Source organism: Paenibacillus hubeiensis (assembly GCF_032334105.1).
GTDB lineage: Bacteria > Bacillota > Bacilli > Paenibacillales > Paenibacillaceae > Paenibacillus > Paenibacillus hubeiensis.
In genome coordinates this window covers 263,274-288,491 of sequence record NZ_JAVYAE020000004.1, presented here as the reverse complement: position 1 = coordinate 288,491, position 25,218 = coordinate 263,274, and the positions used below count along the sequence as shown (strand labels likewise).

27 protein-coding genes are annotated in these 25,218 nt (G+C 51.4%); 23 read left to right on the top strand and 4 right to left on the bottom strand.

Going from position 1 to position 25,218, the window contains the following annotated elements; translation table 11 throughout:
- Positions 1 to 566 precede the first annotated feature (566 nt).
- From RSX24_RS14675 to RSX24_RS14645, 7 genes are all read left to right on the top strand, one after another.
- Positions 567 to 1,025, top strand: a complete 459-nt coding sequence (locus RSX24_RS14675; protein ID WP_236420025.1) for a Fur family transcriptional regulator — start codon at positions 567 to 569, stop codon at positions 1,023 to 1,025.
- Positions 1,026 to 1,028: 3 nt separating this feature from the next.
- Complete coding sequence (gene yidD, locus RSX24_RS14670) at positions 1,029 to 1,283, top strand: membrane protein insertion efficiency factor YidD (protein ID WP_236420023.1); 255 nt, start codon at positions 1,029 to 1,031, stop codon at positions 1,281 to 1,283.
- A gap of 360 nt (positions 1,284 to 1,643) precedes the next feature.
- The gene (metG, locus tag RSX24_RS14665; protein WP_343260997.1) at positions 1,644 to 3,659 is read left to right on the top strand and encodes a methionine--tRNA ligase; all 2,016 of its coding nucleotides are present in this window, start codon (positions 1,644 to 1,646) and stop codon (positions 3,657 to 3,659) included.
- Between the two features lie 261 nt (positions 3,660 to 3,920).
- Complete coding sequence (locus tag RSX24_RS14660) at positions 3,921 to 4,991, top strand: metal ABC transporter substrate-binding protein (RefSeq protein ID WP_438286830.1); 1,071 nt, start codon at positions 3,921 to 3,923, stop codon at positions 4,989 to 4,991.
- A gap of 53 nt (positions 4,992 to 5,044) precedes the next feature.
- Positions 5,045 to 5,803, top strand: coding sequence for a metal ABC transporter ATP-binding protein (locus tag RSX24_RS14655; RefSeq protein ID WP_236420019.1), 759 nt, complete (start codon positions 5,045 to 5,047; stop codon positions 5,801 to 5,803).
- A gap of 50 nt (positions 5,804 to 5,853) precedes the next feature.
- Complete coding sequence (locus RSX24_RS14650; RefSeq protein ID WP_236420017.1) at positions 5,854 to 6,657, top strand: metal ABC transporter permease; 804 nt, start codon at positions 5,854 to 5,856, stop codon at positions 6,655 to 6,657.
- Between the two features lie 64 nt (positions 6,658 to 6,721).
- Positions 6,722 to 7,435, top strand: a complete 714-nt coding sequence (locus RSX24_RS14645) for a cytochrome c biogenesis CcdA family protein (protein WP_236420015.1) — start codon at positions 6,722 to 6,724, stop codon at positions 7,433 to 7,435.
- A 211-nt stretch (positions 7,436 to 7,646) separates the two neighbouring features.
- Here RSX24_RS14645 and splB read toward each other — a convergent pair whose 3' ends face one another.
- Positions 7,647 to 8,717 carry a spore photoproduct lyase gene (gene splB / locus RSX24_RS14640; RefSeq protein ID WP_343260996.1) on the bottom strand — a complete coding sequence of 357 codons (1,071 nt, stop codon included), beginning with the start codon at positions 8,715 to 8,717 and terminating at the stop codon, positions 7,647 to 7,649.
- A gap of 237 nt (positions 8,718 to 8,954) precedes the next feature.
- On the opposite strand from splB, the gene mntR reads away from it, so the two are divergent.
- From mntR to RSX24_RS14625, 3 genes are all read left to right on the top strand, one after another.
- A complete protein-coding gene (mntR, locus tag RSX24_RS14635; protein ID WP_236420010.1) occupies positions 8,955 to 9,383 on the top strand; it encodes a transcriptional regulator MntR in 429 nt (142 codons plus the stop codon).
- 199 nt (positions 9,384 to 9,582) lie between these two features.
- Positions 9,583 to 11,208, top strand: coding sequence for a family 10 glycosylhydrolase (locus tag RSX24_RS14630; protein ID WP_343260995.1), 1,626 nt, complete (start codon positions 9,583 to 9,585; stop codon positions 11,206 to 11,208).
- A gap of 82 nt (positions 11,209 to 11,290) precedes the next feature.
- The gene (locus RSX24_RS14625; RefSeq protein WP_236420006.1) at positions 11,291 to 12,304 is read left to right on the top strand and encodes a patatin-like phospholipase family protein; all 1,014 of its coding nucleotides are present in this window, start codon (positions 11,291 to 11,293) and stop codon (positions 12,302 to 12,304) included.
- A 59-nt stretch (positions 12,305 to 12,363) separates the two neighbouring features.
- On the opposite strand, the gene RSX24_RS14620 is transcribed toward RSX24_RS14625, so the two are convergent.
- Positions 12,364 to 12,690, bottom strand: a complete 327-nt coding sequence (locus RSX24_RS14620) for a hypothetical protein (RefSeq protein ID WP_343260994.1) — start codon at positions 12,688 to 12,690, stop codon at positions 12,364 to 12,366.
- A 5-nt stretch (positions 12,691 to 12,695) separates the two neighbouring features.
- A complete protein-coding gene (locus tag RSX24_RS14615; protein ID WP_236420002.1) occupies positions 12,696 to 13,688 on the bottom strand; it encodes a DUF1385 domain-containing protein in 993 nt (330 codons plus the stop codon).
- 214 nt (positions 13,689 to 13,902) lie between these two features.
- On the opposite strand from RSX24_RS14615, the gene RSX24_RS14610 reads away from it, so the two are divergent.
- The 5 genes from RSX24_RS14610 (at position 13,903) to RSX24_RS14590 (ending at position 18,214) form a co-directional block, all read left to right on the top strand.
- Positions 13,903 to 14,469, top strand: coding sequence for a YqhR family membrane protein (locus RSX24_RS14610; protein ID WP_236420000.1), 567 nt, complete (start codon positions 13,903 to 13,905; stop codon positions 14,467 to 14,469).
- Positions 14,470 to 14,549: 80 nt separating this feature from the next.
- Positions 14,550 to 14,993: a type II 3-dehydroquinate dehydratase gene (gene aroQ, locus RSX24_RS14605; RefSeq protein WP_236419998.1), complete on the top strand. Its 444-nt coding sequence runs from the start codon at positions 14,550 to 14,552 to the stop codon at positions 14,991 to 14,993.
- A 39-nt stretch (positions 14,994 to 15,032) separates the two neighbouring features.
- Entirely contained in the window at positions 15,033 to 16,106 is a 1,074-nt protein-coding gene (locus RSX24_RS14600; RefSeq protein WP_236419996.1) for a M24 family metallopeptidase, read from the top strand.
- A gap of 39 nt (positions 16,107 to 16,145) precedes the next feature.
- Positions 16,146 to 16,703, top strand: coding sequence for an elongation factor P (gene efp / locus RSX24_RS14595; protein ID WP_236419994.1), 558 nt, complete (start codon positions 16,146 to 16,148; stop codon positions 16,701 to 16,703).
- Between the two features lie 257 nt (positions 16,704 to 16,960).
- Complete coding sequence (locus RSX24_RS14590) at positions 16,961 to 18,214, top strand: aspartate kinase (RefSeq protein ID WP_339273353.1); 1,254 nt, start codon at positions 16,961 to 16,963, stop codon at positions 18,212 to 18,214.
- 53 nt (positions 18,215 to 18,267) lie between these two features.
- On the opposite strand, the gene RSX24_RS14585 is transcribed toward RSX24_RS14590, so the two are convergent.
- The gene (locus tag RSX24_RS14585; protein ID WP_236419990.1) at positions 18,268 to 19,101 is read right to left on the bottom strand and encodes a 2-phosphosulfolactate phosphatase; all 834 of its coding nucleotides are present in this window, start codon (positions 19,099 to 19,101) and stop codon (positions 18,268 to 18,270) included.
- Positions 19,102 to 19,323: 222 nt separating this feature from the next.
- On the opposite strand from RSX24_RS14585, the gene spoIIIAA reads away from it, so the two are divergent.
- The 8 genes from spoIIIAA (at position 19,324) to RSX24_RS14545 (ending at position 25,129) form a co-directional block, all read left to right on the top strand.
- Positions 19,324 to 20,334 (top strand): stage III sporulation protein AA, encoded by a 1,011-nt coding sequence (gene spoIIIAA, locus RSX24_RS14580; RefSeq protein ID WP_236419989.1) that lies wholly within the window; start codon positions 19,324 to 19,326, stop codon positions 20,332 to 20,334.
- Entirely contained in the window at positions 20,327 to 20,845 is a 519-nt protein-coding gene (spoIIIAB, locus tag RSX24_RS14575; RefSeq protein ID WP_236419986.1) for a stage III sporulation protein SpoIIIAB, read from the top strand. The genes spoIIIAA and spoIIIAB overlap by 8 nt, the downstream gene beginning before the upstream one ends.
- Before the next feature lie 29 nt (positions 20,846 to 20,874).
- Complete coding sequence (spoIIIAC, locus tag RSX24_RS14570; RefSeq protein ID WP_056696521.1) at positions 20,875 to 21,078, top strand: stage III sporulation protein AC; 204 nt, start codon at positions 20,875 to 20,877, stop codon at positions 21,076 to 21,078.
- A 31-nt stretch (positions 21,079 to 21,109) separates the two neighbouring features.
- A complete protein-coding gene (gene spoIIIAD, locus RSX24_RS14565; protein ID WP_343260993.1) occupies positions 21,110 to 21,499 on the top strand; it encodes a stage III sporulation protein AD in 390 nt (129 codons plus the stop codon).
- A 21-nt stretch (positions 21,500 to 21,520) separates the two neighbouring features.
- The gene (gene spoIIIAE / locus RSX24_RS14560) at positions 21,521 to 22,711 is read left to right on the top strand and encodes a stage III sporulation protein AE (RefSeq protein ID WP_236419982.1); all 1,191 of its coding nucleotides are present in this window, start codon (positions 21,521 to 21,523) and stop codon (positions 22,709 to 22,711) included.
- Between the two features lie 25 nt (positions 22,712 to 22,736).
- Positions 22,737 to 23,585 carry a stage III sporulation protein AF gene (gene spoIIIAF / locus RSX24_RS14555; RefSeq protein ID WP_343260992.1) on the top strand — a complete coding sequence of 283 codons (849 nt, stop codon included), beginning with the start codon at positions 22,737 to 22,739 and terminating at the stop codon, positions 23,583 to 23,585.
- Between the two features lie 16 nt (positions 23,586 to 23,601).
- Positions 23,602 to 24,240, top strand: a complete 639-nt coding sequence (gene spoIIIAG / locus RSX24_RS14550; RefSeq protein ID WP_236419978.1) for a stage III sporulation protein AG — start codon at positions 23,602 to 23,604, stop codon at positions 24,238 to 24,240.
- Between the two features lie 61 nt (positions 24,241 to 24,301).
- Complete coding sequence (locus tag RSX24_RS14545) at positions 24,302 to 25,129, top strand: SpoIIIAH-like family protein (RefSeq protein WP_339273346.1); 828 nt, start codon at positions 24,302 to 24,304, stop codon at positions 25,127 to 25,129.
- Positions 25,130 to 25,218 lie beyond the last annotated feature (89 nt).

The window sequence follows — 25,218 nt, the reverse complement described above, 5'->3', positions numbered from 1 at the left end:
TAAACCGCAAAAAACATACACACGTTAACGGAGAGTCAGGAGCAATCTGGAGAAGCGAAGCGGTCGCCTTTATCACCGGATTTTCCCTTCTAGAGAAGGGGAATCAAAAAAATCTGGGGATAACAGCGATCGGAAGATGGTGCTGCACTCGTAGTGGCCTTGTGTGATTGGTTAGTGCGGTTTATATAGATGGACCGGAAAACGGACGGTTTGGAGTGAGAGCTTATATTACCGTATACCCTGTCACCCCAAAAGTCGCCCGAACAGAAACTTGTTCTAAACCGTCATGGAAGGACTCCGCAAGGAGTCCTTTTTCGTAGGTTTGCAGTCGGCTGAATGCCATATTCCGTCCGTGCATAGATACGCTCATGCGAGGTTTCCTCAGGGAAGTTCATGCTGGATGATCGATCGGGCGGCTGACTGCTTTCGTTGACTCGAAGCGAAATTTGAGGCATTATTAGTAGTAAGAAAATACAAGCGGCCATTTGCATCGGTTACAGCACCGCTCTGTCGGCTTTGCTTGACCCATTGCATGAGCATATGTATGGCAGGAGGTGTTGCAGGTCATGCTGACAACAGAGCAGATTATTAGCACGATGTCCTCGCAGGGGCTTCGCATCACGGATCAGCGGAAAACGCTGGCCAGGTTGTTTGCCGAATCTCCCGGTTTTTTGACACCGAAGGACGTTTATGAATATATGAGCAAAAACTATAGCGGACTCAGCTTCGACACGGTGTACCGCAATTTGCGGGTGATGCAGGAATTGGGTGTACTGGAGCAGATTATTTTTGAGGACGGGGTGAAGTTCCGCGCCCATTGCAGCGAGGATCATCACCATCACCATATGATTTGCCTGAAATGCCAAAAAACATATCCGATCGTATTTTGCCCCATGCAGCTTGCGGATGCGCCGGAACAATTTCAGGTTGTGGATCATAAATTCGAAGTGTTCGGGTATTGTAAAGATTGTGCGGAGCATGCTCCGGCCAAAGCGGTTTCGGGACATTCTCACGGGAAGCATTAAGCGATGAAGCTAACGCGAAAAATGGCACAGGCGCCCATTCGGGTATATCGCAGCTGCATTTCTCCGCTCAAGCCGCCGACCTGCCGTTTTTATCCGACATGTTCGGCGTACGCGATGGAGGCCATTGAGGTGCATGGCGCCTTGAAAGGATCATGGCTGGCCGCAAAGCGCATCGCCAAATGTCACCCGTTTCATCCGGGCGGCGTGGATTTGGTCCCGCCGAAAGCGGACAAATCCGTCATAGCTTCTTCCAAATAGTCTGCAGCCGACTTGACAAAAGGGGCAGCGTTTCAGTATATTTCATGTATAATAATTTCCAGTGAAGGGATAAGTACAGACACACCCCCAGCGCAGAGAGCCGGAGAAGCTGAGAACCGGTCTGGGAGGAGGATGGAAAATGGTCCTGGAGGGACCTCTTTCGAGCATGCAGTGCGGGATTAACCGGTTGCTGTAAGATTGGGGCGTGATCCAGCGTTAATGGACGGTCTGAGGACCGACAGAGCCCGTGGTTTGCGAAAAGCGCGGGGAATTTGGGTGGTAACACGTGAGAACAACTCGCGTCCCATTGGGGCGGGAGTTTTTTTGTGTTCTTTAAACCGAAAAGGAGGCAAATCAGCCATGGCTGAACAAAAAACGTTTTATCTGACGACACCAATCTATTATCCAAGCGATAAGCTGCACATCGGGCATGCTTATACGACGGTGGCGGGCGATGCGATGGCCCGGTACAAACGTCTGCGCGGATACGATGTCCGTTATTTGACGGGCACGGATGAGCATGGACAAAAAATCGAACAAAAAGCGCAAGAGAAAGGCCAAACGCCGCAAGCTTTCGTCGATGGCATCGTAGCAGGCATCAAGGATCTGTGGAAAAAGCTGGACATCTCTCACGACGACTTTATCCGTACCACGGAAGAGCGTCACAAAACGGTGGTGCAGGACATTTTCGACCGTTTGCTGAAACAGGGCGACATTTATAAAGGAGAGTACGAAGGCTGGTACAGCATTCCGGACGAAACCTATTATACGGAAACCCAGCTGGTGGACGTGGAGCGGAACGAGCAGGGCGACATTGTTGCCGCGAAAAGCCCGGACAGCGGTCATCCGGTGGAATTGGTGAAAGAAGAATCCTATTTCTTCCGGATGAGCAAATATGCCGATCGTTTGCTGCAATTTTATGAGGAGAACCCTGGCTTCATTCAGCCGGAGTCCCGCAAAAACGAAATGATCAACAACTTCATCAAGCCTGGCTTGGAGGATTTGGCCGTCTCCCGGACGACGTTTGAATGGGGCGTCAAAGTAAAAGGCGACCCGAAACACGTCGTATACGTATGGATCGATGCGCTGTCTAACTATATCACGGCACTGGGCTACGGCTCCGCCGATTCGTCGCTCTACGACAAGTTCTGGCCGGCGGACGTACATTTGGTCGGTAAAGAGATCGTACGTTTCCATACGATCTATTGGCCGATCATGCTGATGGCGCTTGACCTGCCATTGCCGAAAAAGGTATTTGCGCACGGTTGGCTGCTGATGAAGGACGGTAAAATGTCCAAATCCAAAGGCAATGTGGTTGACCCGGTTACGCTGATTGACCGTTACGGTCTGGATGCGCTGCGATACTACCTGCTGCGCGAAGTTCCATTCGGTTCGGACGGCACCTTTACGCCAGAAAGCTTCGTGGAACGCGTCAATTCCGATTTGGCGAACGACCTCGGCAACCTGCTGAACCGTACCGTAGCGATGGTTGATAAATATTTCGAAGGCAAAGCACCGGCATTTGCTTCCGGCGTAACCGAATTCGATGCTTCTCTTGAAGAAGCGGGCCATGCGGCCGTGGAAAAAGTGGAGCAGGCGATGGAAAATCTGCAGTTCTCCGTTGCGTTAACGGCAATCAGCCAATTTGTAAGCCGCAGCAACAAGTACATCGACGAGACGCAGCCGTGGGCGTTGGCTCGTGACGAAGAGAAACGCAGCGAACTGGCTTCGGTCATGTCCCATCTGATCGAAAGCCTGCGCATCGCTTCCATCTTGCTGCAACCGTTCCTCACGCGTGCACCGCGTAAAATTTGGGAACAGCTCGGCATCCAGGAAGGCGAGCTTACCGCCTGGGATACAACGAAGCAATGGGGAATGATCCCGGCAGGGAATGCGCTGCAAAAGGGAGATCCGATTTTCCCGCGCCTGGATGCAGAACAGGAAGTGGCTTACATTTCCGAAGCCATGACCGGCGGCAAAAAGGCGGATGCACAGCCTGAGGCGCCGCAAGCAAACACAGTGGCTGAAGCCGTGGAGGCACCGGAGAGCAAAGAAGAGATCGGCATCGATGACTTCGCGAAAGTCGAGCTGCGCGTAGCGCAGGTTATCGCCTGCGAGCCCGTCAAAAAAGCGGATAAATTGCTGAAGCTGCAGCTGGACCTCGGTTATGAGCAGCGTCAGGTCGTATCCGGTATCGCGAAGTTTTATTCGCCGGAAGACATGGTCGGCCGCAAAGTCATTTGCGTAACGAACCTGAAACCGGTGAAGCTGCGCGGCGAGCTGTCCCAAGGCATGATTTTGGCGGCATCGCATGGCGATCAGCTTACGCTTGCTACCGTTCCTGACAGCATGCCCAATGGCGCACAAGTAAAATAACGGAACAGCATGCTTGTATGCATAAATAAACTATGGCACCCGTATGTGCTGCATGAAAGTGACCCGATTCGTCGGGTCACTTTTTTCACCATTTTTTTAAGCAAGAAAGGGGCCATGAAGGGGGACAACCAGGCATAGACTGATAAAAGCTCCGCAGATCTGGATAGAATGAAAAGGAGAGCACGCTTGACAACGGTGGGTAGGTTACCTATAATTCTATCAGTAATGTTTACGATTAAGTGATGCGGAGTGATAGAAAAAATGAAATTTTTGAGAGAAAAACCGTCATTGATTCAGGCGACTGCCCGGCGCAAAGGCAAGCGGTCTCGTCTGCTTTGGAGCAGTTTGCTGGTTATGAGTTTGCTAATCTTGTCCGCTTGTGGGCAAAACAGCTCCAATAGTGCCAAAATCGAAGAGGGCAAAGTCAACGTCGTAACGACGTTTTATCCGGTGTACGCTTTTACGGCTGCGATCGGCGGAGAGGATGCGAACGTAATCAACTTGCTGCCAACCGGGGTAGAGCCGCATGACTGGACGCCAAAGAGCCAAGATATCGTCAACACGTCCAAAGCCCAGCTTTTCTTATATAACGGTGCCGGGCTTGAAGGATGGGTGCCGAATTTCCTCAAGTCGCTGGATAGCGACTCCAAGGTTAAAGCGGTGGCGGTCAGCGACGGCGTGGATCTCTTGATGGCGGAAGGCGACGATGGCCACAATCATGGTGCGGAACAATCGGAAGAACACGCTCATGAGGATGAACATGCCGACGAACATACAAACGACGCGGGGTCAGAAGAGGTAGACAGTCATCATATCGACCCTCACACATGGGTGAGTCCGAAATCAGCCTTGATCATGGCCGAAAATATCAAAAACAGCCTTGTGGAAGCAGATCCTGCTCACAAAGAAGGCTACGAGCAGCGTTACAAAGCGCTTCAAACCAAATTGGCAGCACTGGATCAACGATTTACCGACGAGCTTTCCAAAGTGCCGAACAAGGAAATCGTCGTATCCCATCAGGCGTTTGGTTATCTGGCACGCGATTACGGCCTGACACAGCATGCGATCATGGGATTGTCCCCGGACGCTGAGCCGACGGGTCAGGATATCGTGAATCTGTCTAAGCTTGTAAAGGAAGAAGGCATCAAGTACATTTTCTTCGAGGAACTGGTATCCGACAAACTGGCCAAAACGTTGGCTGGCGAAGCCGGCGTGGAAACGATGGTCTTGAACCCGGTAGAGGGGCTGACGAAAGAGCAGGCAGCAAGCGGAGACGATTATTTCACATTAATGGAGAAAAATTTGCAAAATCTCCTGATCGCATTAAAATAAGATAGACTGGGATTCGTCCGAATCCTGAAATAGAAAGAAAGGGTGGCTTTGCCATGCAGCAAATCATGCCACTATGTCATGATCCCATCATCGAAATCGAGCAATTGTCGTTTTCCTATGGTGAACAGAAAGTCATTGAACATTTGAATTTCATGGTGCAAGAACGGGACTTCGTGGGCATCATCGGATCGAACGGCGCCGGCAAAACAACGCTGCTGCGTATGTTGGTCGGGCTTCTGCCGCCTGCGAAAGGCGACATTAAGTTGTTCGGCCAGTCCATTCGCAAATTCAAGGATTGGCAGCGCATCGGATATGTTCCGCAAAAAAATGCTTTCAATCCATTGTTTCCGGCAACGGTGCGAGAGGTTGTCATGTCCGGCCTGTACAACAACAAAAACATGTTTCGCCGCATGACACGCCAGGCCAACCAGCAATGTGCGGATGCCATGCAGGTCATGCGAATCGAGGACATTGCGCACAAACGGATTGGACAGCTCTCTGGCGGGCAGCAGCAGCGCGTGTTTCTGGCGCGGGCGCTCATCAACCGTCCGGATCTGCTTGTTCTTGACGAACCAACCGTGGGGATTGACGCGGAATCCCAGGATACTTTTTTTGAACTGATTACCCATATGCATGAGCATCACCGGATGACTTTCCTTATGGTCTCCCATGACATGAACCGAATGGAAAATTATCTAGGTTCGCAGCCGGCGGTAACGAACGGTAAAATTCATTTTCATGTTCGTCACTCGCATGAGGTGGAGGATTGCGCGGAAACCAATCTGCAGCATACGACGGCGCAGGTGCGGTAAACGGCAGTTGTCCGCCAGAATAGAGCAAGGCCGAAGGAGTCGTGTACGTTTTGGAAATTTTAATGAGTGATTTTTTTCAGCGGGCATTGGCAGGCGGGTTGCTGATTGGCATCACCGCCCCGCTGATTGGATTGTTTCTGGTATTGCGCCGTCTATCCATGATCGGAGATACGCTCTCTCACGTTACGATTGCCGGGGTTGCCCTCGGTTTTTTGATTGAGGTATATCCGATTGCGGTAGGGCTTGTGTTTGCGGTGCTTGCCTCATTTGCGATTGAGAAATTGCGCAAGGCTTACAAAAGCTATGCGGAATTGTCCATCGCGATTATTATGTCCGGCGGCGTGGCGCTGGCCTCGCTGTTCTTTACGCTTGGCAAGGGATACAATACCGATGTGATGAGTTATCTTTTCGGAAGCATCTATACGCTGGATGCAACCGACCTGAAGCTGGTCGGCATCGTTACGTTGATTGTCGTTGTCATCGTTGCCTTGCTTCATAAGGAGTTTTTTCTGCTTAGCTTTGAAGAGGATGCAGCGGCAGTGACGGGATTGCCGGTTCGTGTGCTGAACATGCTGATTACGGTCATGACGGCATTGGTCATTAGCACAGCCATCAAAATCGTGGGTGCTTTGCTCGTATCTGCGTTGCTGACCATACCGGTTGCCGTCAGTTTGTTGATGGCAAGAAGTTTCAAGTCGGCAATAGTATTGTCCGTGGTCATCGGTGAGATTGCCGTGGTCATTGGATTGGTTGTAGCAGGGATCTGGAACCTGGCACCGGGTGCTACGATTGTACTGCTGTTGATTATGATGCTGATCATGACGATGGTCGCCAAAAAGGGATTCCGTGCCTGACGCTTGAACGTGATCAAATGTGCAATTGGCAAGTGAGCTTCCACAGAAGGGAGACATTCGCTTCATGCCTGATGTTAACGTATGGCTGGCTTTTATAGCCGGATTTGCATCATTTATATCCCCTTGTTGTTTACCTCTGTATCCGTCATATCTTTCCTATATCACCGGGATGACGGTGCAGCGCCTGAAAGATGAGCGCAACCAGCGCGAGGTTCGCATGAAAACGATGACGCACACGCTGGCGTTCATTTTAGGTTTTTCGGCGGTATTTTATTCGCTTGGATTGGGTGCAGGGCTGTTCGGACGTTTTTTCAATGATAATCGCGAGCTCATCCGGCAGCTATCCGCCATTCTGATCATGTTGATGGGGTTATTCCTGCTTGGGGTGTTCAAACCGCAGTTTCTGATGAAAGAGCGCAAGCTGGAGTTGAAATGGAAACCTGCGGGATATGTAGGGTCTTTTGTATTCGGCATTGGCTTCTCTGCAGGATGGTCCCCGTGTATCGGCCCCATTTTAACGGCAATCATTGCGATGGCTGCAAGTGAACCGACGACATGGTTTGCGTTGATTACCGGTTATACGGTCGGATTTGCCGTTCCGTTTTTTGTTCTTGCTTTTTTTATCGGCTCGACCCGCTGGATTTTGCGTTATTCCAATGCGATGATGAAAGTGGGCGGGGCGTTAATGCTATTCCTTGGCATATTGCTGTTCACTGACCAGATGACCAAGATTACGATTTGGCTGCAGCAGATTACGCCGGATTGGATGATTATTTAAGGGGAAAATCTGGTGATAAATGCGAAGCGTATGCTTTCGATGGAGCTTTCTTACAGAAAGCTTTTAGCTTCGCTTCTTCAGATTGGTTCTGCCTCTCCGTGATCGTGTAAATGGCTAGTTCAACTTATATAGCCATAGGTTGAGGTGAAAGCCCTATGAACATCGGATGCGAATCCGGTTCATGGGGCTTTTTTGGTTGGATGCGAAACAGTCAAGTGAAATAGTCGATGTTGGCTAATGGAAAATGTTCAAAAATTCGCTCCGTAATGAATTCGCGCAGCGCGTCCTGCTGGTCGTCTTTGTAGACGTATTTATACTGCCCCCAACGGCCCCATTTCATTTTGCGTTTTTCGATATCCATTTCAAGTTTGGTTTTGGGGTAACGTTTCTCGATCGTGGCTTTGGCCGTTTTGGTGAAACGGTGCTGGATCATTTCAAAGGTAAGATTGCTGGTCGCCTCCTCAGGGAGGGTATCCGCGAGCTTTTGCAGCAATTCGGCGTAGCCTTTCTCCCAGCCGTCGTACCAAATAATTGGAGCGATAATAAAACCGAGCGGATAACCGGCATGGGCAATTTTCCCTGCAGCTTCGATTCGTTCTTCGAATCTGGAAGTTGCGGGTTCGAAATTTTTAATAACGTAATCGGCATTAACGCTGAAACGAATGCGGGTATGGCCGTTATGCTTAATATCCAGCAGCGGTTCAACATGATGGTACTTGGTCACAAAACGCAAGCGTCCGCATGGTTCGTCAGCCATGAAACGAATCAGGTCCCCCAAATTTCCCGTAATATGCTCCAGGCCCACCGGATCTGATGTACAGGCTGCCTCGAAGCGGGTAATTTCAGGTGCTCGTTCGTCGATATAACCCTTCGCTGCCTGGATGATTTCCTCGGTATTTACGTAGACCCTTACATAGGGCTTTGCCCCCAAGGTAGTTTGCAGGTAACAATAGTGGCAATGGCCCATACATCCTGTGGAAATCGGAATGGCATACTCCGCTGAAGGTTTGGATTGGTCAAATTTCAGCGTTTTTCGTACGCCCACAACGAGTGTGCGTTTGGCCATGCGATATTTTTCCTGCTCCGTCTCTCCCGGTAAATTCGTAATTCTGTTATGGGAAGTGGTCATTTGGTAAGGGATGTCTTGGGACTTGACCCACTCCATGATGCGTTTTCCTTTGTCGTATTCCAGCGCGCCTGGTTCAAAATAGACCAAATCGGGAATAAAGGGTTTAGTCCCCTTTGCCTTCCGGACGGGAGGAGACGCTGTGCTCGTACTCATAAGGTTGGTTTGCTCCTTTCATGGCTGGCTGCCAAGATTAGTTTGGGTTATTTGGAGCAGATGCACGCATGCCAAATACTTGAGCGGTTTTTGCGTTCATGGTGGGCAGAAGGATGGATTGCATGGTTCAGGGTCGCGCAGGACTTGCCAATGCGCATTGATAACATGTATCATTAAAGGATAGGGACCAGGCGCGAATCGTGTCGTGTGTCGGTCAGAGAGAAGAGAGGGAAGCAGATGCCAACGCCCAGTATGGAAGATTATTTGGAGCGTATATACAAACTCATTGATGAAAAGGGCTATGCTCGCGTATCCGATATCGCTGAAGGATTGGAAGTGCATCCTTCTTCGGTGACGAAGATGATCCAGAAGCTGGACAAGGACGAGTACCTGATTTATGAAAAGTACCGTGGATTGGTACTGACTCCAAAAGGGAAAAAGATGGGCAAGCGATTAATGGAACGTCATCATTTGCTGGAGGAATTTTTGACGACCATCGGCGTGCAGGAAGAGAACATTTACAAAGACGTTGAAGGCATCGAGCATCATTTGAGCTGGGACTCGATTACATGCATCGAAACCTTGGTCGAATATTTCAGGCAGAACGAAAACCGCTTGAACGATCTCCGGAAATTGCAGGAAGTCATGAGCAACACCGAGTCCTAGTTCTGATCCGGAATAAGGAGCCGCTTCATCCATCATGCTGCAAGAACATAGGATGTCCCCGTGCCATTGGAGGCCGCGAGGGCATCCTTCGTTTTTTTGCCAGCATTTTATCCATTTATCGCAACTAAACGGTCACTTGACGCGTCTATTAAACTAGCAGAATTTTCCGCGAAAAAGGATATGATGGAGGATTGAATGGATGAAGTTTCGTAAGAGCCTGGTTATGCTGCTGATTTTTGTGTTGGGTTTGCAAACGGCAGGGCTGTCTGCTCAAGCAGCCGGTCAGAACATTGTGATTCATCTGGACGGGCAGCGTCTGGAGTCGGATGTGGCGCCTTATATTTTGCCCAAAGTGAATGTGACTATGGTGCCGCTCCGAGTTATTAGCGAAGGATTGGGAGCATCTGTATTTTGGTCCCAAGCCACCAAAACGGTAACGATCAACAAGTCGGGCACAATCATTCAAATGACGAAGGGAAAACAGCAAGCAGCGGTGGATAATGCGACGGTGAACCTGGATGCATCGGTTGAGGTGAAACAGGGGCGCGTAATGGTGCCGCTCCGGTTCGTCAGCGAAAACCTGGGCATTCGCGTGAACTGGACCCAGGCGACGCAGACGATTGATCTGTTCACGCTGACAAACGACTCCGGTTCGGAGACGACGCCTGATCCTACGCCGGTTACACCGGTCGATCCGGGCAATTCAGATCAATCGGGCAATGTGCCTGCAACCGACGAGATGCGCGGAGCATGGATTTCCACGGTGAATGGCGATTGGCCGTCATCCGGCGCAAAAGGCAATATCGAGAAACAGAAGCTGGATTATACGCAGCAGCTGGACCAATTAAAAGGTATGGGTATCAATGCGGTGTTCGTGCAAGTTCGAGCCAACGGGGATGCCATTTACCCTTCGGGTCTGGTGCCTTGGAACAGTGTGCTTACGGGAACGCAAGGCAAAGATCCGGGTTATGACCCGCTGGAATTCATGATTGAGGAGGCGCACAAACGCGGGCTTGAGTTCCATGCCTGGTTCAATCCGTTCCGCGCCACGAATTCGGCGAGCACAACGGGATTGGCGGCGAATCATGTATCCAAGCTTCATCCGGAGTGGATCGTCAATGCGGGAGGCAAGCTGTACATCAACCCCGGCATTCCGGAGGCAAGGCAGCATATCATCGATACGATTATGGAAGTGGTAAACCGGTACAATATTGACGGGGTGCACTTGGATGATTATTTCTATCCGTCCAACGTGACCTTCAATGATGATGCGGCATTCAGGACTTATAACACATTAAACACCAATGATCGTGCCGAATGGCGCCGCGACAATATCAATCAGTTCGTGAAGCAGCTTGGCGAAAGCATTCATCAGGTGAATCCGAACCTGGAATACGGAATCAGTCCATTTGGCGTATGGCGCAATAAAGCGGTGGATGCGACGGGTTCAGACACCAAAGCAGGTGTAACCGCGTATGACAGCATGAATGCGGATGTGCGTACTTGGATCAAACAGGAATGGATCGATTACGTGGCTCCGCAAGTATATTGGAGCATGACGTTGAGCGCCGCACGTTATGACAAAGTCGTAGATTGGTGGGTTAACGAAGTCGCGAATACAAATGTCAAATTGTATATCGGACACTCCCCGTACAAAATAGGAACCACCGAATCGGGGTGGCAGACTTCGCAGGAAATCATCGATCAATTGGCATACAATGAACGATACAACGCCATTGGCGGAGATATTTATTTCAGCTCCCAATACTTGACGAAGGACCCGCTCGGTTTAATCGCAAGGTTGAAATCATATTACGGCTTGTAATGCATATTGACGACATATGACGGGCCCCTGTTCTCATACAGTGACAGTAGAACTATTGTTGCATGGGAACGGGGGTTTGTTTATGTTGATCAATGCGGTCTTTGAAGGCGGAGGAGTGAAAGGAATTTCACTCGCCGGGGCGGTGAAAAGCGCAGAAGATCATGGGGTGCAATTCAATCGCGTTGCAGGCACGTCATCGGGCTCGATCGTTGCGGCGTTGATTGCCGCGGGGTATAAAGCGGACGAAATGCGGGGGATTATTGAGAATACGCCATTTGCATCATTGCTGCGTCGTGCCCCGATTTTTGATGTGCGCTGGCTTGGTCCGGCGGCAAGGCTTTTTTTGAAAAAGGGACTGTACTCTGGCGAAGCCTTGGAAACATGGATTCGCAGCATGCTGCAGCAAAAGGGCATTCGTTCCTTTGCCGACCTGCCCCCTGGCAAACTGAACGTCATTGCCTCCGACATTTCCGGCGGCAACATTTTGGTTTTGCCTGACGACATCAGCCGATTTGGCATCGAACCCGGCAAATTGGATGTTGCCAAAGCTGTGCGCATGAGCTGCAGCATCCCTTACTTTTTCGACCCGGTTGTCATTCGCAAATCGCCGGCATTCTCGAAAGGGCTGCCGTTCAGCCAACAATTTGTTTACGTCGTGGACGGGGGATTGCTCAGCAATTTCCCGTTATGGTTGTTTGAAGGTGAACGCTCGAAGCGGAGCGGGGAGATCATTCCGGTGGTCGGATTCAAAATGGTCGGCAAAACGGAGGGACAGCCGGCGACGATCAAGGGCCCGCTAAGCATGCTTCAAGCTTTGGTAGAAACGATGCTGACGGCTCATGATGAGCGTTACATCGAGCAGATCAACCGCTTCCGAACCGTTAAAATACCGACGCTTGGAATCAAGCCGACCCAATTCCGCTTAACCCCGGACGAAAGCTTGGCGTTGTACGAATCAGGGGTTGCTTCGGGCACCGACTTTTTCAACGGCTGGAACGTCAAGACATACGGGGAGCAATTAAACAAGGAACGGCGGAATTCGAGCAGCAAAGCAGTGCAGGGGACATTGCCCAAAGCCGCTCCCTCCAATAAATAAAAAGCAATGCTTCGCCTATGGGGCAAAAGCATTGCTTTTTCATGTTTCAAACGAATGTGTTAATGGAATTTCGGTACATCCTCATCGTTTTTTCCCTTTTGTCCCTGAATGACATGGAACGGGTAATCTTTGCGTTTACGCGTGGAGTGGCTCTTTCTGGCACTGTTCTGAGCATTGACCTTGGCCATCGTTTTCGCTGAAGGCTTGATCTTCGGCGTCTGTTTGCGTTGCCAGCGGCGGGGCGGAAATTTGTAGAGCAGGAATGCACCCCCCAAGACCACCACTGGAATCAAAATCTGGACGATGCTAGCGTTGGACAACCAGCTGAGTACTCCGAAAGCGGCGAGAACGATAAAAGTCCAAAATACGATCGCCTGCTTGTTCATATCAATCACCCTTTCACAGGATCAAGAGTTGCAAGAGGAACCTCCGACGTGCTGGAAGCATTGGCGAGCTTGGCATCAAGCTCAAGCATGCGGTTAAATGATGCGATGGATACTTCGACCTGCTCGTCGGTCGGTTCCTTGGTTGTCAGCAGCTGCAGCCACAGTCCTGGGTACCCAAGATAGCGAAGTACAGGAATATCGCGCATCGCATTGGTGATTTTCAACAGTTCAAACGAAATGCCCAGTACGACCGGCAGCAAGAGCAGGCGCTGTCCCATGCGTTCCCACAGATTGTCGTATGTGAAGAGCGAATAGAGGAATACCCCGATGATCACCGTCAGCATGATAAAGCTGCTTCCGCAGCGATAATGGAGACGGCTGTATTTTTGAACGTTTTTCGGCGTGAGCTCTTCGCCCGCTTCATAGGCACTGATTACTTTATGCTCCGCGCCGTGATATTGGAACAATCTTTTGATCATCGGCGTTTGCGAGATCAGCCACAAGTAAGCGAGCAGCAGGATCAGCTTGATCACGCCTTCCAGTAAATTATGCAGGAACTGGTTGTCAAATGCGTTCTTGAAGAGGAAATTCTCAACGACTACCGGGAGCAGCGTCAAAACAATTTTGCCGAAAAGAAAAGAAAGGATGGCTACAGCGGTTACGCCGATAATCATGCTCAGGCTCCAGCCCGAGCCTTGTTTGTCCTTTTGCTTCTCGCGTTCTTCCGGTTCCAGCTCATCGTCCGCGTAGGCGTCGGCCGAGTAATTAAGGTGTTTGCTGCCTTTGACGCTGGAATCTATGATGCTGACAATCCCGCGCAGAAGCGGTATGCGTCGCAGTTTGATGACCCAGGACTTGTCTTGCTTGGGAACTTCCAGATACGTTATTTCGCCGTCTTTTCTCCGCACAGCGGTAACGTTCACGTGTTTGCCGCCGAACATGACGCCTTCGATGACGGCTTGCCCCCCGTAGCTGACAGGTTTGGATTGTTGAGGCAAATTATTCACCATCCTATTCTCTTATATCCCTTCAGGCTCGAAGGTCGATTAATATCCTTATTGTATCGAATTTTGAGAGCAATTTCTAGTTGAGGGGATATCCGCGGTGTTGGTTGTTAAATTCGCCTGAACTGGAGCATACTACCTGGGACGGAGAACAAGGCTGCAAGGATTCTGCAGGCAGGAGAACGATTAAATCTTGAGGAGAATGCAAATGGCAGAATATGTGGAAGAACGGACAATACATGCGGAAGATCCCAAGACGGGCTCGAAAGAATCGAAGAGAAAGGCGAGGCCGAGGCAAAGCCAGCAACAAGGCCATACGAAGCCGCTGCCTTTTGCGATTGAGCTCGGTTTTTTTGCCGGCTTTATTTGGGGCGGGGTACATTGGTTTTTTTATTTCCTTCACTTTACGGTCGTGCCTATAGGCTTTCTGGCGGAACCCTTTTTCAAGCACCGGTTCATATATACGGCAGCAGGCCATTTGACGGGATGGTTGTTTTTTATCGCATTTTCCATCCTCGTGTCGGTGATTTACACGTTTAGCCTGAGAAAACAAAAAGGGCCGATTCCCGGCATGGTTTACGGCATCGTATGGTGGGTCATCCTGTTCGTGATTCTCGGTCCCAAGCTGGGGATGATGAAGCCTATAAACCGCCTGACCTGGGACTCCATCTTCACCGAATTGTGCTTCTTTTTGCTGTGGGGCCTCTTTATCGGTTACACCGTGGCGATGGAGTATACGGACGAGCGGAAGCGCGAGCCCGAAGAAGCGGGCTAGCAGCCGCAAAAAAGCTTCTCAATCCGGCAATGGCTGTGTTAAAATAGCAGATGGTTATTTGCAGAAAGGATGGAGCAGCTATGAAACGAATCGTCGTGATCAATGGCCCGAACCTGAACATGCTTGGCGTACGCGAGCCGGGCATCTACGGAACGCTTAGTCTGAAGGAGATTGAGGACAACATTCGCAGACAAGCCGAGGAGCTGGGTGTCTCCATCGCTTTTTACCAATCCAACCACGAGGGGGACATTATTGATCGCATCCATGCGGCCTTGGGCGAGGCGGACGGAATCATTCTGAATGCCGGCGCGCTGACCCATTACAGTTATGCCGTGCGCGATGCCATCAGTACGGTAAAGGTTCCTACCGTGGAGGTTCATTTATCTAACATTCATGCGCGTGAAGCTTTCAGACATCAATCAGTCATCGCTGCAGTGACGATCGGGCAGATTGCCGGATTTGGCGAAGTAAGCTATGAACTGGGATTGCTGGCTCTCGTGCGTCATCTGGACAAACAAACCTGAGCCGGGAACCCGGGAATGTGAGAGAAGGAAGGGTTACCGATGGAAAACAAAAGAGTGAACAAGCTGCGCGAGGCGATGCAGGAGCGCGGATTGGCAGCGATGCTGATCGCAAGTCCGGTGAACCGTCAATATATGACGGGTTTTACGGGTTCATCCGGCTATGTGCTCATTACGGAGCAAGAAGCTTATTTGGTGACCGACTTCCGTTATATGGCGCAAGCGTCGCAGCAAGCCGAAGGCTTCAACGTGGTCGAGCATGGTCCTAAACCGATTGAAACGGTACGCGAATTGCTGGCCCAAAGCGGCATCACGGCAGTCGGCTTTGAACAGGACCATGTTTCTTACGGAACGTATGGCGCTTATGCCGAGGCGCTTCAATCCATTGAATTAAAAGCCGTATCGGGTATCGTGGAGCATTTGCGAATGTTCAAGGACGAGAACGAAATCGCTGTTATGCAGCGAGCGGCTGATCTGGCGGATGCAACGTTCAGCCATGTTTTGCAGTTTGCAAAACCGGGCATGACTGAAGCGGAAGTCGATCTTGAAATGGAATTTTTCATGCGGAAAAACGGGGCGACATCCTCTTCGTTTGATACCATCGTGGCTTCGGGCGTGCGTTCTGCCTTGCCTCATGGACGAGCAAGCAGCAAGGCCATTGGGCAAAATGAACTGATCACGTTCGATTTCGGCGCACTGCTGGACGGATATTGTTCCGATCTGACACGTACCATTGCAACAGGAACGCCGGTGCCCGAGCTGCGAAAAATCTACGACATCGTGCTGGAGGCGCAGTTACATACGCTGGAAAACCTGAAGCCGGGCATGACCGGACGCGAAGCTGACGCCCTTGCGCGCGATATCATTGCAGGGCATGGCTACGGGGAACAATTCGGGCATAGCACAGGTCATGGTCTGGGCATGGAAGTGCACGAGGCTCCGCGTCTGTCCAAGCTTAGTGACGATGTGCTGAAACCGGGCATGGTCGTTACGGTGGAACCGGGCATTTACATCGACGGTCTGGGCGGCGTACGTATCGAAGATGATGTCGTGATTACGGAGACAGGCATTCGTATTTTGACGAAGTCGGACAAGAAGTTTACCGTAATCGGATAAACCATGTAATTTTTTAACTCAACCAGGAGGGATTTATTCGTGATTTCAGTTAACGATTTCAAAACAGGCTTGACCGTCGAGGTAGACGGAGATATCTTTACCGTGCTGGATTTCCAACACGTTAAACCGGGCAAAGGTGCAGCATTCGTGCGCTCCAAACTGAAAAACCTGCGCAACGGCAACACGGTTGAGCGTACGTTCCGTGCGGGTGAAACGATCGGCCGTGCTATGATCGAAAACCGTGGCGTTTCCTACCTGTATGCCAGCGGCAGCGAGCACACATTCATGGATAACGAAACATACGACCAGTTCACGCTGACAAGCGATCAACTGGAATGGGAACTGAACTTCCTGAAAGAAAACATGAACGTGCACATCGTCAGCTATCAAGGCGAAATTCTGGGGATCAACCTGCCTACAAGCGTTGAGCTGAAGGTCGTTGAAACCGAGCCGGGCGTAAAAGGAAATACTGCCCAAGGTGCAACCAAAAACGCGAAGCTGGAAACCGGCTTGAACGTGCAAGTTCCTTTGTTCATTAACGAAGGCGACGTGCTGATCATCGACACTCGCGAAGGCAAATACTCTTCCCGCGCGTAATCGTGCCGGAACAAGCGTATGCCCGTGTATACACCAACCCTTTGTCATTTCGATGACAAAGGGTTTTTTCACATTTTAGAATCGTTATGCTTGAGGCGAGGTTGGACCTTTCCGTCATACCGGAAAAGCATTTTTGTTAAAAAAGATTAGCCGATCTGACACTTTCGTATTATACTGGGTTAAAGTCATGTTCCAGAGAGAATAATGGCGATGGGCATCAAGTATGCATATTGCACAAGGTAGGGAGTGGATTTGCGTTGTCATTGTACGTCATGAAGTTTGGGGGCAGCTCGGTCGGAGATACGGAGCGCATGAAACGTGTAGCCGGGCGTGTTGTGGAAAAAGCAGATGAAGGGCATCAATGTGTCGTCGTGGTTTCGGCCATGGGAGATACGACGGATGACCTGATCGATCAAGCGAAACTGCTGAACAGCGATCTGCCTGCAAGGGAAATGGATATGCTGCTCACGACAGGAGAGCAAATCTCCATATCGCTGCTAGCGATGGCGATCCAGGCACTTGGACGCAAGGCGGTGTCTTTTACAGGTTGGCAGGCTGGCTTTGTGACAGAGCCTGTTCATGGAAAGGCACGCATTAACGATATCCGTCCGGAGCGGGTAACCGCTGCGCTGAACGAAGGCAACATCGTTATCGTGGCCGGGTTCCAGGGCATGACCGAAGACGGGGAAATTACCACGCTCGGGCGCGGGGGATCAGACACAACAGCGGTAGCGCTTGCGGCGGCGATCCAGGCTGACGCCTGCGAAATCTACACGGATGTGGACGGAATCTACTCCACCGATCCGCGAATCGTGAAAGTAGCCCGCAAACTGAAGGAAATCTCGTACGACGAAATGCTGGAGTTGGCGAATCTGGGAGCGGCCGTTCTGCATCCGCGTGCGGTAGAGTACGCGAAGCATTCCGGTGTGCCTTTGATCGTCAGATCCAGCTTTAACCATAATGAAGGAACGGTTGTGAAGGAGGAAGCAGCAATGGAACAAGGGGTAGTGGTTAGTGGAATCGCCTATGACAAAAACGTAGCGCGCATCAGCATCATGGGTGTACAGGATGTTCCGGGAGTACTGGCCGAAGTGTTCGGCGAACTCGCATCCGCACAGATTGATGTTGATATTATCGTTCAGAGCGGTGTAATGGACGGGAAAGCGGATTTCTCGTTCTCGGTGGCTTTGACGGATCGCGAGAAAGCACTGACTGTCATTGAAGGGCTCCGCAACCGTTTGCCTTACCGCGAAGTGACCTCTGAAGAAAAGCTGGTTAAAATTTCGATCGTCGGAGCAGGCATGGTCAGCCATCCTGGCGTAGCCGCCAAAATGTTCAAAGTGATTTCCGGCGAAGGCGTCAGCATCAAAATGGTCAGCACGTCCGAAATCAAGGTTTCCTGCGTCATTGACGGAGACAAACTTCATGATGTAATTAAAGCGCTGCATACCGCATTCGACCTGGATACGGAAGAACAAGCTTTTGTTGGCGGCCCGGAAGTCCGTCGATAAAATAAATAAAGAGGCGTTCTGCATCCCTTTAGGGTCAGGACGCCTCTTTTTGTTTACGACAAATTAGAGGCCTGTTCCCGCCCCATTTTGCGAAATAGCTGCAACGGGTGGCTGGCGTCCATTTCGGGTACGCAGTCCAGAAGGTTCGTCTGCACGCAATAGGAAATATCGGGCAGCCTCCCTTGCCGTTCAAGACTTTTGGCCCCGGCGGAAGCTCTTATGAGCTCGAACAGCTTGCTTTCGCATTGAAGCGAGGCTTGATACAGGACCATGCCCAAATCATTCAGCCTTAATTCGCAAGGCGTTTGATCCTTCATGGCACCGATGATCATGCCTGCGCACAGGCCGTCTTCCAGCGCGAATTCTCCCTGATGACCTGCGCATAAAAGCAGAACGTCTCTTCGAAGCCTGCTCAGGGCCGATGCTACGGCATTGACATTCAAAAATGCACCTGCGAGGACATGCTTGGCTCCGGCAGCTTTGATCAATGCCCGCGTTCCATCCGTCGTTGTGAGTACGACCGTTTTGCCCGCAATGTCTTCTGTCATATATTCATAGGGTGAATTGCCTGTTTCGAATCCGGCGAGCTTTTTGCCGAAACGTTCACCGCCGCGAATGCAATCCTTCAAGTCCAGTTGTTTGGCCATCGGAACGGTCTCTACCGCAACCACTGCCGCAGCGTTAAAGGCGAGTGCGGTCACGATGGTGCTCGTCGTTCGCAGCACGTCGATCACCACGACACTCCGCCCGGCGATGTCCATTTTTCGAACCTCGTCCACGTTCCCTATCACATCCACTTGCACACCCCACAACTCCTTTCTTCTCTTGGGGGAAATGTCTCCATCGTCCGCATAGCGGAATCGGGATAACGGAATCTGTTTGTGCACTATATGCACCCTTCCATAGACAGGTGCCTATCGTTTGCAGCCTCCCCACCCTTTCAGAAATAAATAAAATTGGAAGTTCTATGTCTCTCCACTTGCGCTACTCTCTCCCTTTCGAACAATTGCTAGAGTTCGTCGTCATAATTCGAATGTACAGGCATAGAATTGAGATAGGAACAGCATCAGAAAAGAGATCATCACAATTGTGGGGTTGGAGGGCCGATCATGAAAGTGAACTGGAGGGAGCTCTTCCCGGAACCGATCCAAACCATCCTGGGAAGAATGCCGCCCGCTGTATCGGAACAAGTGGAAGAAGTTCGCATACGCACGGGAAGGCCGCTTGAGGCCAATGCCGGGGGCAGCTATCATTTTCTGTGCCCGGACGGCAGTCTGACGGACAAGCCGGACGATGCTTATGTTCCTTCCAAAGAAGACGCACACAAGCTGCTTGACATGATTAGCAACCATTCGCTGTATACATTGGAAGAGGAGCTCCGCAGAGGTTTCATCACGATTCCCGGGGGCCACCGGATTGGACTTGCTGGACGGACCGTGGTTAGCGGAGGACGCGTCGAATACTTGCGGGACATCACGGGGTTCAATATGAGAATCGCGCGCGAAATACACGGCATCGCTGACCGCATCCTGCCTCATCTGTGGGATGCCAAGAGCGGACAGGTATTTCATACATTGATTCTGTCGCCTCCCCAGCAAGGGAAAACGACGCTGCTGCGGGATCTGGCGAGACAGATCAGCAGCGGTACCGGGTTGCCGGGGGCAGGTGAGCGCGTCCAGGGATTATCTTCCCGCCTCAAGGTCGGCATCGTGGACGAGCGCTCCGAAATTGCAGGCAGCCACCGCGGCGTGCCCGGCTTCGATGTCGGTCCGCGGACGGATGTTCTGGATGGTTGCCCGAAAGCCGAAGGCATGATGATGATGCTCCGTTCCATGTCACCGGACGTGTTGATTGTGGACGAGATCGGTCGTCCGGAAGATGCCGAAGCAGTCATGGAGGCGCTGCATTCCGGAGTATCCGTCATCGCAACCGCTCACGGCCGCGACTTCATGGAGCTTGCTTCCAGACCTGCCTTGCGCGCCCTGATTGAAGGGCAGACGTTCCAGCGTTACGTGCAGCTGCGGCGGACGAGCCGGGGCACCAGCTTCAGGCTCGCGGACGGCAAGATGCGTGGTTTGCAGGTTACCCCGGCGGGAGCAGGAGGAGAAGCTTATGCTTAACATGCTCGGTGCGGTGCTGATCCTTCTGGCAAGTACGATGATCGGTTTTTATCGCGCCCGGCAATACGCGCTCAGACCCAAACAGCTCCGGGAACTGATTGCTGCCTTGCAGCGGTTGATGACGGAAATCAATTACGGCCTGACTCCCCTGCCGGAAGCCATGGACAAAATGGCCGCTCAGACCAAAGAGCCGGTACGCACGCTTTTTCTGCACGCGGGGAACCGTATGGAGGGACCTCACGGGCAAACGGCGCGTGACAGTCTGCAATCAGGCATCGAGCAGGCTTGGGCCAAGTCGGCCATGAAAGAGGATGAGCGGGAAGTCATGCTGCAATTGAGTTATAGTCTTGGCACCAGCGACCGTCAGGATCAGACCAAACATATCTCGCTAGCCATTCAGCAACTGATGCACGAAGAGTCCCGTGCACAAGCCGATCAAATGAAGTATGAACGGATGAGCCGTAACCTCGGGATGCTTGTAGGAGCGTTAATCGTAATTCTGATCTTCTGAAATTGCCGGGATAGTGAGGTGCCAAGGTCATGAATTTGGAAGTAAACGCAATTTTTCAGATTGCGGGAATCGGTATCATCATTGCGATGATTCATACCGTTCTGAAACAGATGGGAAAGGAAGATATGGCGCACTGGGTGACCGTGATTGGATTCGTCGTTGTGCTGTTCATGGTTGTTCGCATGCTGGACGGCCTGCTGCAGGAAATCAAATCGATATTCCTGTTCCAATGATGCGGTCATGAAGCCGGAATGGTGGTGACCTGTGGAGATTATTCAAGTCGTGGGTCTGGCGCTGATCGCAACGGTTCTCATTCTTGTCATCAAGGAACAGAAGCCCATGTTTGCGTTTCTGATCGCCGCGGCTACCGGCATTATCATTTTCATGCTGCTGATCGGAAAAATCGGGTCCGTGATCGATGTGCTGAAACGGCTGGCCGAAAACTCGGGCATGGAGAGCGTTTACCTGAAAACGGTGCTTAAAATTATCGGCATTGCCTACATCGCCGAGTTCGGCGCACAGATCGTGCGGGATGCCGGCCAGGAAAGCATCGCTTCCAAAATCGAACTTGCCGGCAAGGTGCTGATCCTCGTGCTGGCAATTCCGATCATCGGTATCATTATCGAAACCGTCATGAAGCTGATGCCGGTGTAAAAGGAGGCATGCGGATTATTCATGAACCGAATCAGAGAGAAGCCGCGCTGGAGCCTTGCTTTTATCCTTGTGACGTGTTTTCTGTTTGCCTTTATCGGACAGGCTGCGGCAACTGCGCCTGCGGACGAATGGATGCAGCAACAGGCGAATGAGCTGCCCAAAGACCAGGTGGAAAAGTACTGGGACCAGCTAATGAAGCAGTATGGCGGTTTTTTTCCCGAAGGAAAGACGCCTTCTTTCATGGATATGCTCGTTCCCGGCAATGAAGGATTCAGCCTGAAATCGGTTTTCGTTGCCATCGGAACCTTTATGCTGCACGAGATCATGTACAACGGCAAATTGTTGGTCACCATTGTCATGTTAAGCGTGCTGAGCATGATCCTGGAAACGCTGCAGACCGCGTTTGAGAAAAACAATATCAGCAAAATCGCGTATGCGATCTGTTACATGGTCATCATCATTATTGCTATCAACAGTTTCAGCGTGGCGATCGGATACGCCAAAGATGCCATTGAAGGCATGGTCAGTTTCATGATGGCGATGGTGCCGCTGCTGTTCACCCTCCTCGCATCGATGGGGAACATCGTAACGGTATCCGTGACGCATCCCATGATTATTTTCATGATTCATTTGGTAAGCACGCTCATTCACATGCTCGTTTTTCCGTTGTTGTTCTTCTCGGCGGTGCTGCATCTGGTCAGCTCGATCTCCGACAAATACAAGCTGACACAGCTTGCCGACTTGCTCCGTAACATTAGCGTGGCACTGCTGGGCGTACTGCTCACCATGTTTCTCGGCGTCATTTCCGTGCAGGGAGCGACGAGTTCCGTCACGGACGGGGTTAGCCTTAAGGCAGCAAAATACATTGCAGGGAACTTTATTCCCATTGTGGGACGGACGTTCGCGGATGCCACCGATACCGTATTCACGGCCTCATTGCTCGTCAAAAATGCGATCGGGCTGACGGGAGTCATTATCATATTGTTTCTTTGCGCCTTTCCGGCACTCAAAATTCTTGCCCTTGCCTTGATCTACAACATAACGGGTGCGATCATGCAGCCGCTGGGCGACACTCCGATCGTCGGGTGTCTGCAGGCAATCGGGAAAGCGATGATCTACGTATTTGCCGCCCTGGCTGCGGTCGGACTGATGTTTTTTCTGGCAATTACCATACTGCTCACAGCAGGTAATCTGACGGTGATGATGCGATAAAGGAAAGGGACGGGAGGCGGAAAGGATGGGGTGGCTGAGCAACTGGCTTCAGGAATTGATCATGATTGTCCTGCTCGCAACCTTTGTGGAGATGCTGCTGCCCAATCGTTCCATGGAGCGGTACGTCAAGCTTGTGCTGAGCCTCCTTATTCTGCTTACGCTGTTGTCCCCCCTGACCAGGCTGCTGCGAAGCGATCCGGTGGCCGAGCTCAAGCGGGCCATGTCGACTATGGAAGATATGGATGAAGGGAATGTAACGTTGGAGCAAATCCTGGCTGAGGGCAAAAAATTGCGAGCCGGCGAACAGGAACAGTCCTTACAGTGGACCGCAAGGGAGCTCTCCAGCGCGATGAAAGATCAGATTGAGGAGGAAACCGGCAAACGGGTTCAATCCGTAGAGGTTCAACTGGGCATGGAGCTGCACTCATCGCCGGACTCGGCATTTGCGCAGGCTGAATTACCCGTCATCCGCAAGGTGCTGGTGACGATGGCTGCACAACATCAAGAGCAGGGAAAAGAAGAGGCTCTGCAGGGCACCGGGGCGGGGACGAAGTCCATGAACGAAACCGATCCGGCAGCTTTGGAAGAAGAATCTTTGGCAACAAGGGAGCCGATCGAAATCGGAGAAGTTCACATTCCGGCCGTGCAGATTGGCGCAGATGCCAATGCTGCGGAGGATAAGCCGAAAGATCCGGAGAGCGGGGCTTTGCCTGCGATGGGTGAACAAGAACAACAGGGAATCGTTCAGGAAGGGAAGGAAGGCGGCCCCGATTCCAAACTCACCGTCCAGATCATGACCCTGCTCAGCGAGAATTGGGACGTGGATGCGAGCAAAGTGCACGTTCAGGAACAGCGGGGGGCAAAACCACTATGAAGAAGGAGGGGTCCGAATGAAGCAGTGGTTTAAAAAGATCGAATCGTTGTTCAGCGGCGGTGAAGGCCAGAAGCGCAGCAACACGTTTCGATGGCTCATCATTCTTGGCTTGATCGGCGTGGGCATCATGGTGTTCAGTTCGTTCATCAACGTCAAAAAAGTAGATTCCGAAAACATCGGGCGAGAACCGCCCAATCCTGCTGCATCCATGGCAGCAAACGTTCAGGAGGGCCTTGACGAGTCCAATCCGTTTCAGGTGATTGAAACCGCGTTTGAAGACAAAATCAAAGGTGTGTTGGAAAACATCGTCGGCGTGGGGACGGTCGACGTCATGGTCACCGTCGATTCCACCGAGGAGCTGGTTGTTCAGCGGAACGTAAAGGATTCCCAACAGCTCACGGAAGAAACGGATGCCAATGGCGGAAAAAGGCACATGACCCAGTATACCCGGGACGGGGAGATCATCACGTATGAAGTGTCGGGTGATCAGACGCCGATCGTCACCAAGAGGCTCAAACCGCAGATCAGAGGTGTGCTCGTCGTAGCGAAGGGAGCCGAGAACAAAGTCGTGAAGGACCTGATTACGGATGCCGTGGAAAAAGGGTTGAACGTCGCCGCTTACCGGATTTCGGTTGTGCCGCGCAAGCAGGATTAGCCGTTTGATGGAACGGCAGCTTGATGGAAACAAAGCCAAGTTAATCTGAGGAGGAATTGGAATGAATAACAAACGCCAAACAATCTGGCTCGTCTCGATGTTAAGCTTGATGGTCATTTTGTCAGCCTACTACCTGTTCACGGAGGACAGCGGCCCTGTAAATACGCCTGTAGCAGACAGCCAGCAAGTCGACAGCATGAAGCAAGGTGATGTCACGGAAACAACGTCCATTATTGATCCGACAGAAGGGCTGGTTGTGAATGAAGTCGTAAGCGAAGGCGCTGTTACAGAAGGACAGCAGCCTGCAGCAGGCACGGCTGAAGAACCGTCTTCTAATGAAGGGAAAACTGGCGATACGGGCAAAACACCTGCGGCCGAATCGGGAGAGAAAGGCGAAACCGGTAAAGAGGCCGACAAAGGAACCGCAACGACCCCTGACGTCAGCGGAACAGGTACCGAAGGAACGGATGCAGGCACAGCCAAAACCGACGAAGAGGTGCTGAAGGAAATGGAGGAACAAAATACAGCCGTTTCCGCAAGCAGCCAGTTCCAAAATTATCAATGGCAGCGGGAAGAAAGCAACAATCGCAAATATGAGGAATTGATGACCATCGCGGGCGACCTGAGCAAAACGCCGGAAGAAAATGCGAAGGCAACCGAAGAGCTTCGCGCCCTGGAAGAGAAGGAAGCGAAAATTACAGGCATCGAAGAAACATTGTCGCAACAATACGCCAATGCCATCGTAGAGGAAGAAGCAGACAAGTATAAAGTACTTGTGCTTAGTGACAAACTGGATGTAAAGCAAGCGGTATCGATCGTGGATCTGGTGATGAAAGAGCTGGCCGTATCGCAAAACCAAATCAGCGTGCAATACGTGACGGAGCAATAAGCAGCGTAAGTTGGACATTGGCCCGGAGAGTGGGATTCTGCCGGGCCCTTTCCATTTTGAACGATTGTGATATAATACATAAAGCCATA

Excerpts from the sequence above, each read along its gene's own strand:
- RSX24_RS14675 (WP_236420025.1), top strand. The coding sequence starts at position 567 with ATGCTGACAACAGAGCAGATTATTAGCACGATGTCCTCGCAGGGGCTT.
- yidD (WP_236420023.1), top strand. The coding sequence starts at position 1,029 with ATGAAGCTAACGCGAAAAATGGCACAGGCGCCCATTCGGGTATATCGC.
- metG (WP_343260997.1), top strand. The coding sequence starts at position 1,644 with ATGGCTGAACAAAAAACGTTTTATCTGACGACACCAATCTATTATCCA.
- RSX24_RS14660 (WP_438286830.1), top strand. The coding sequence starts at position 3,921 with ATGAAATTTTTGAGAGAAAAACCGTCATTGATTCAGGCGACTGCCCGG.
- RSX24_RS14655 (WP_236420019.1), top strand. The coding sequence starts at position 5,045 with ATGCAGCAAATCATGCCACTATGTCATGATCCCATCATCGAAATCGAG.
- RSX24_RS14645 (WP_236420015.1), top strand. The coding sequence starts at position 6,722 with ATGCCTGATGTTAACGTATGGCTGGCTTTTATAGCCGGATTTGCATCA.
- splB (WP_343260996.1), bottom strand. The coding sequence starts at position 8,717 with ATGAGTACGAGCACAGCGTCTCCTCCCGTCCGGAAGGCAAAGGGGACT.
- mntR (WP_236420010.1), top strand. The coding sequence starts at position 8,955 with ATGCCAACGCCCAGTATGGAAGATTATTTGGAGCGTATATACAAACTC.
- RSX24_RS14630 (WP_343260995.1), top strand. The coding sequence starts at position 9,583 with ATGAAGTTTCGTAAGAGCCTGGTTATGCTGCTGATTTTTGTGTTGGGT.
- RSX24_RS14625 (WP_236420006.1), top strand. The coding sequence starts at position 11,291 with ATGTTGATCAATGCGGTCTTTGAAGGCGGAGGAGTGAAAGGAATTTCA.
- RSX24_RS14620 (WP_343260994.1), bottom strand. The coding sequence starts at position 12,690 with ATGAACAAGCAGGCGATCGTATTTTGGACTTTTATCGTTCTCGCCGCT.
- RSX24_RS14610 (WP_236420000.1), top strand. The coding sequence starts at position 13,903 with ATGGCAGAATATGTGGAAGAACGGACAATACATGCGGAAGATCCCAAG.
- aroQ (WP_236419998.1), top strand. The coding sequence starts at position 14,550 with ATGAAACGAATCGTCGTGATCAATGGCCCGAACCTGAACATGCTTGGC.
- RSX24_RS14600 (WP_236419996.1), top strand. The coding sequence starts at position 15,033 with ATGGAAAACAAAAGAGTGAACAAGCTGCGCGAGGCGATGCAGGAGCGC.
- spoIIIAA (WP_236419989.1), top strand. The coding sequence starts at position 19,324 with ATGAAAGTGAACTGGAGGGAGCTCTTCCCGGAACCGATCCAAACCATC.
- spoIIIAB (WP_236419986.1), top strand. The coding sequence starts at position 20,327 with ATGCTTAACATGCTCGGTGCGGTGCTGATCCTTCTGGCAAGTACGATG.
- spoIIIAC (WP_056696521.1), top strand. The coding sequence starts at position 20,875 with ATGAATTTGGAAGTAAACGCAATTTTTCAGATTGCGGGAATCGGTATC.
- spoIIIAE (WP_236419982.1), top strand. The coding sequence starts at position 21,521 with ATGAACCGAATCAGAGAGAAGCCGCGCTGGAGCCTTGCTTTTATCCTT.
- spoIIIAF (WP_343260992.1), top strand. The coding sequence starts at position 22,737 with ATGGGGTGGCTGAGCAACTGGCTTCAGGAATTGATCATGATTGTCCTG.
- spoIIIAG (WP_236419978.1), top strand. The coding sequence starts at position 23,602 with ATGAAGCAGTGGTTTAAAAAGATCGAATCGTTGTTCAGCGGCGGTGAA.
- RSX24_RS14545 (WP_339273346.1), top strand. The coding sequence starts at position 24,302 with ATGAATAACAAACGCCAAACAATCTGGCTCGTCTCGATGTTAAGCTTG.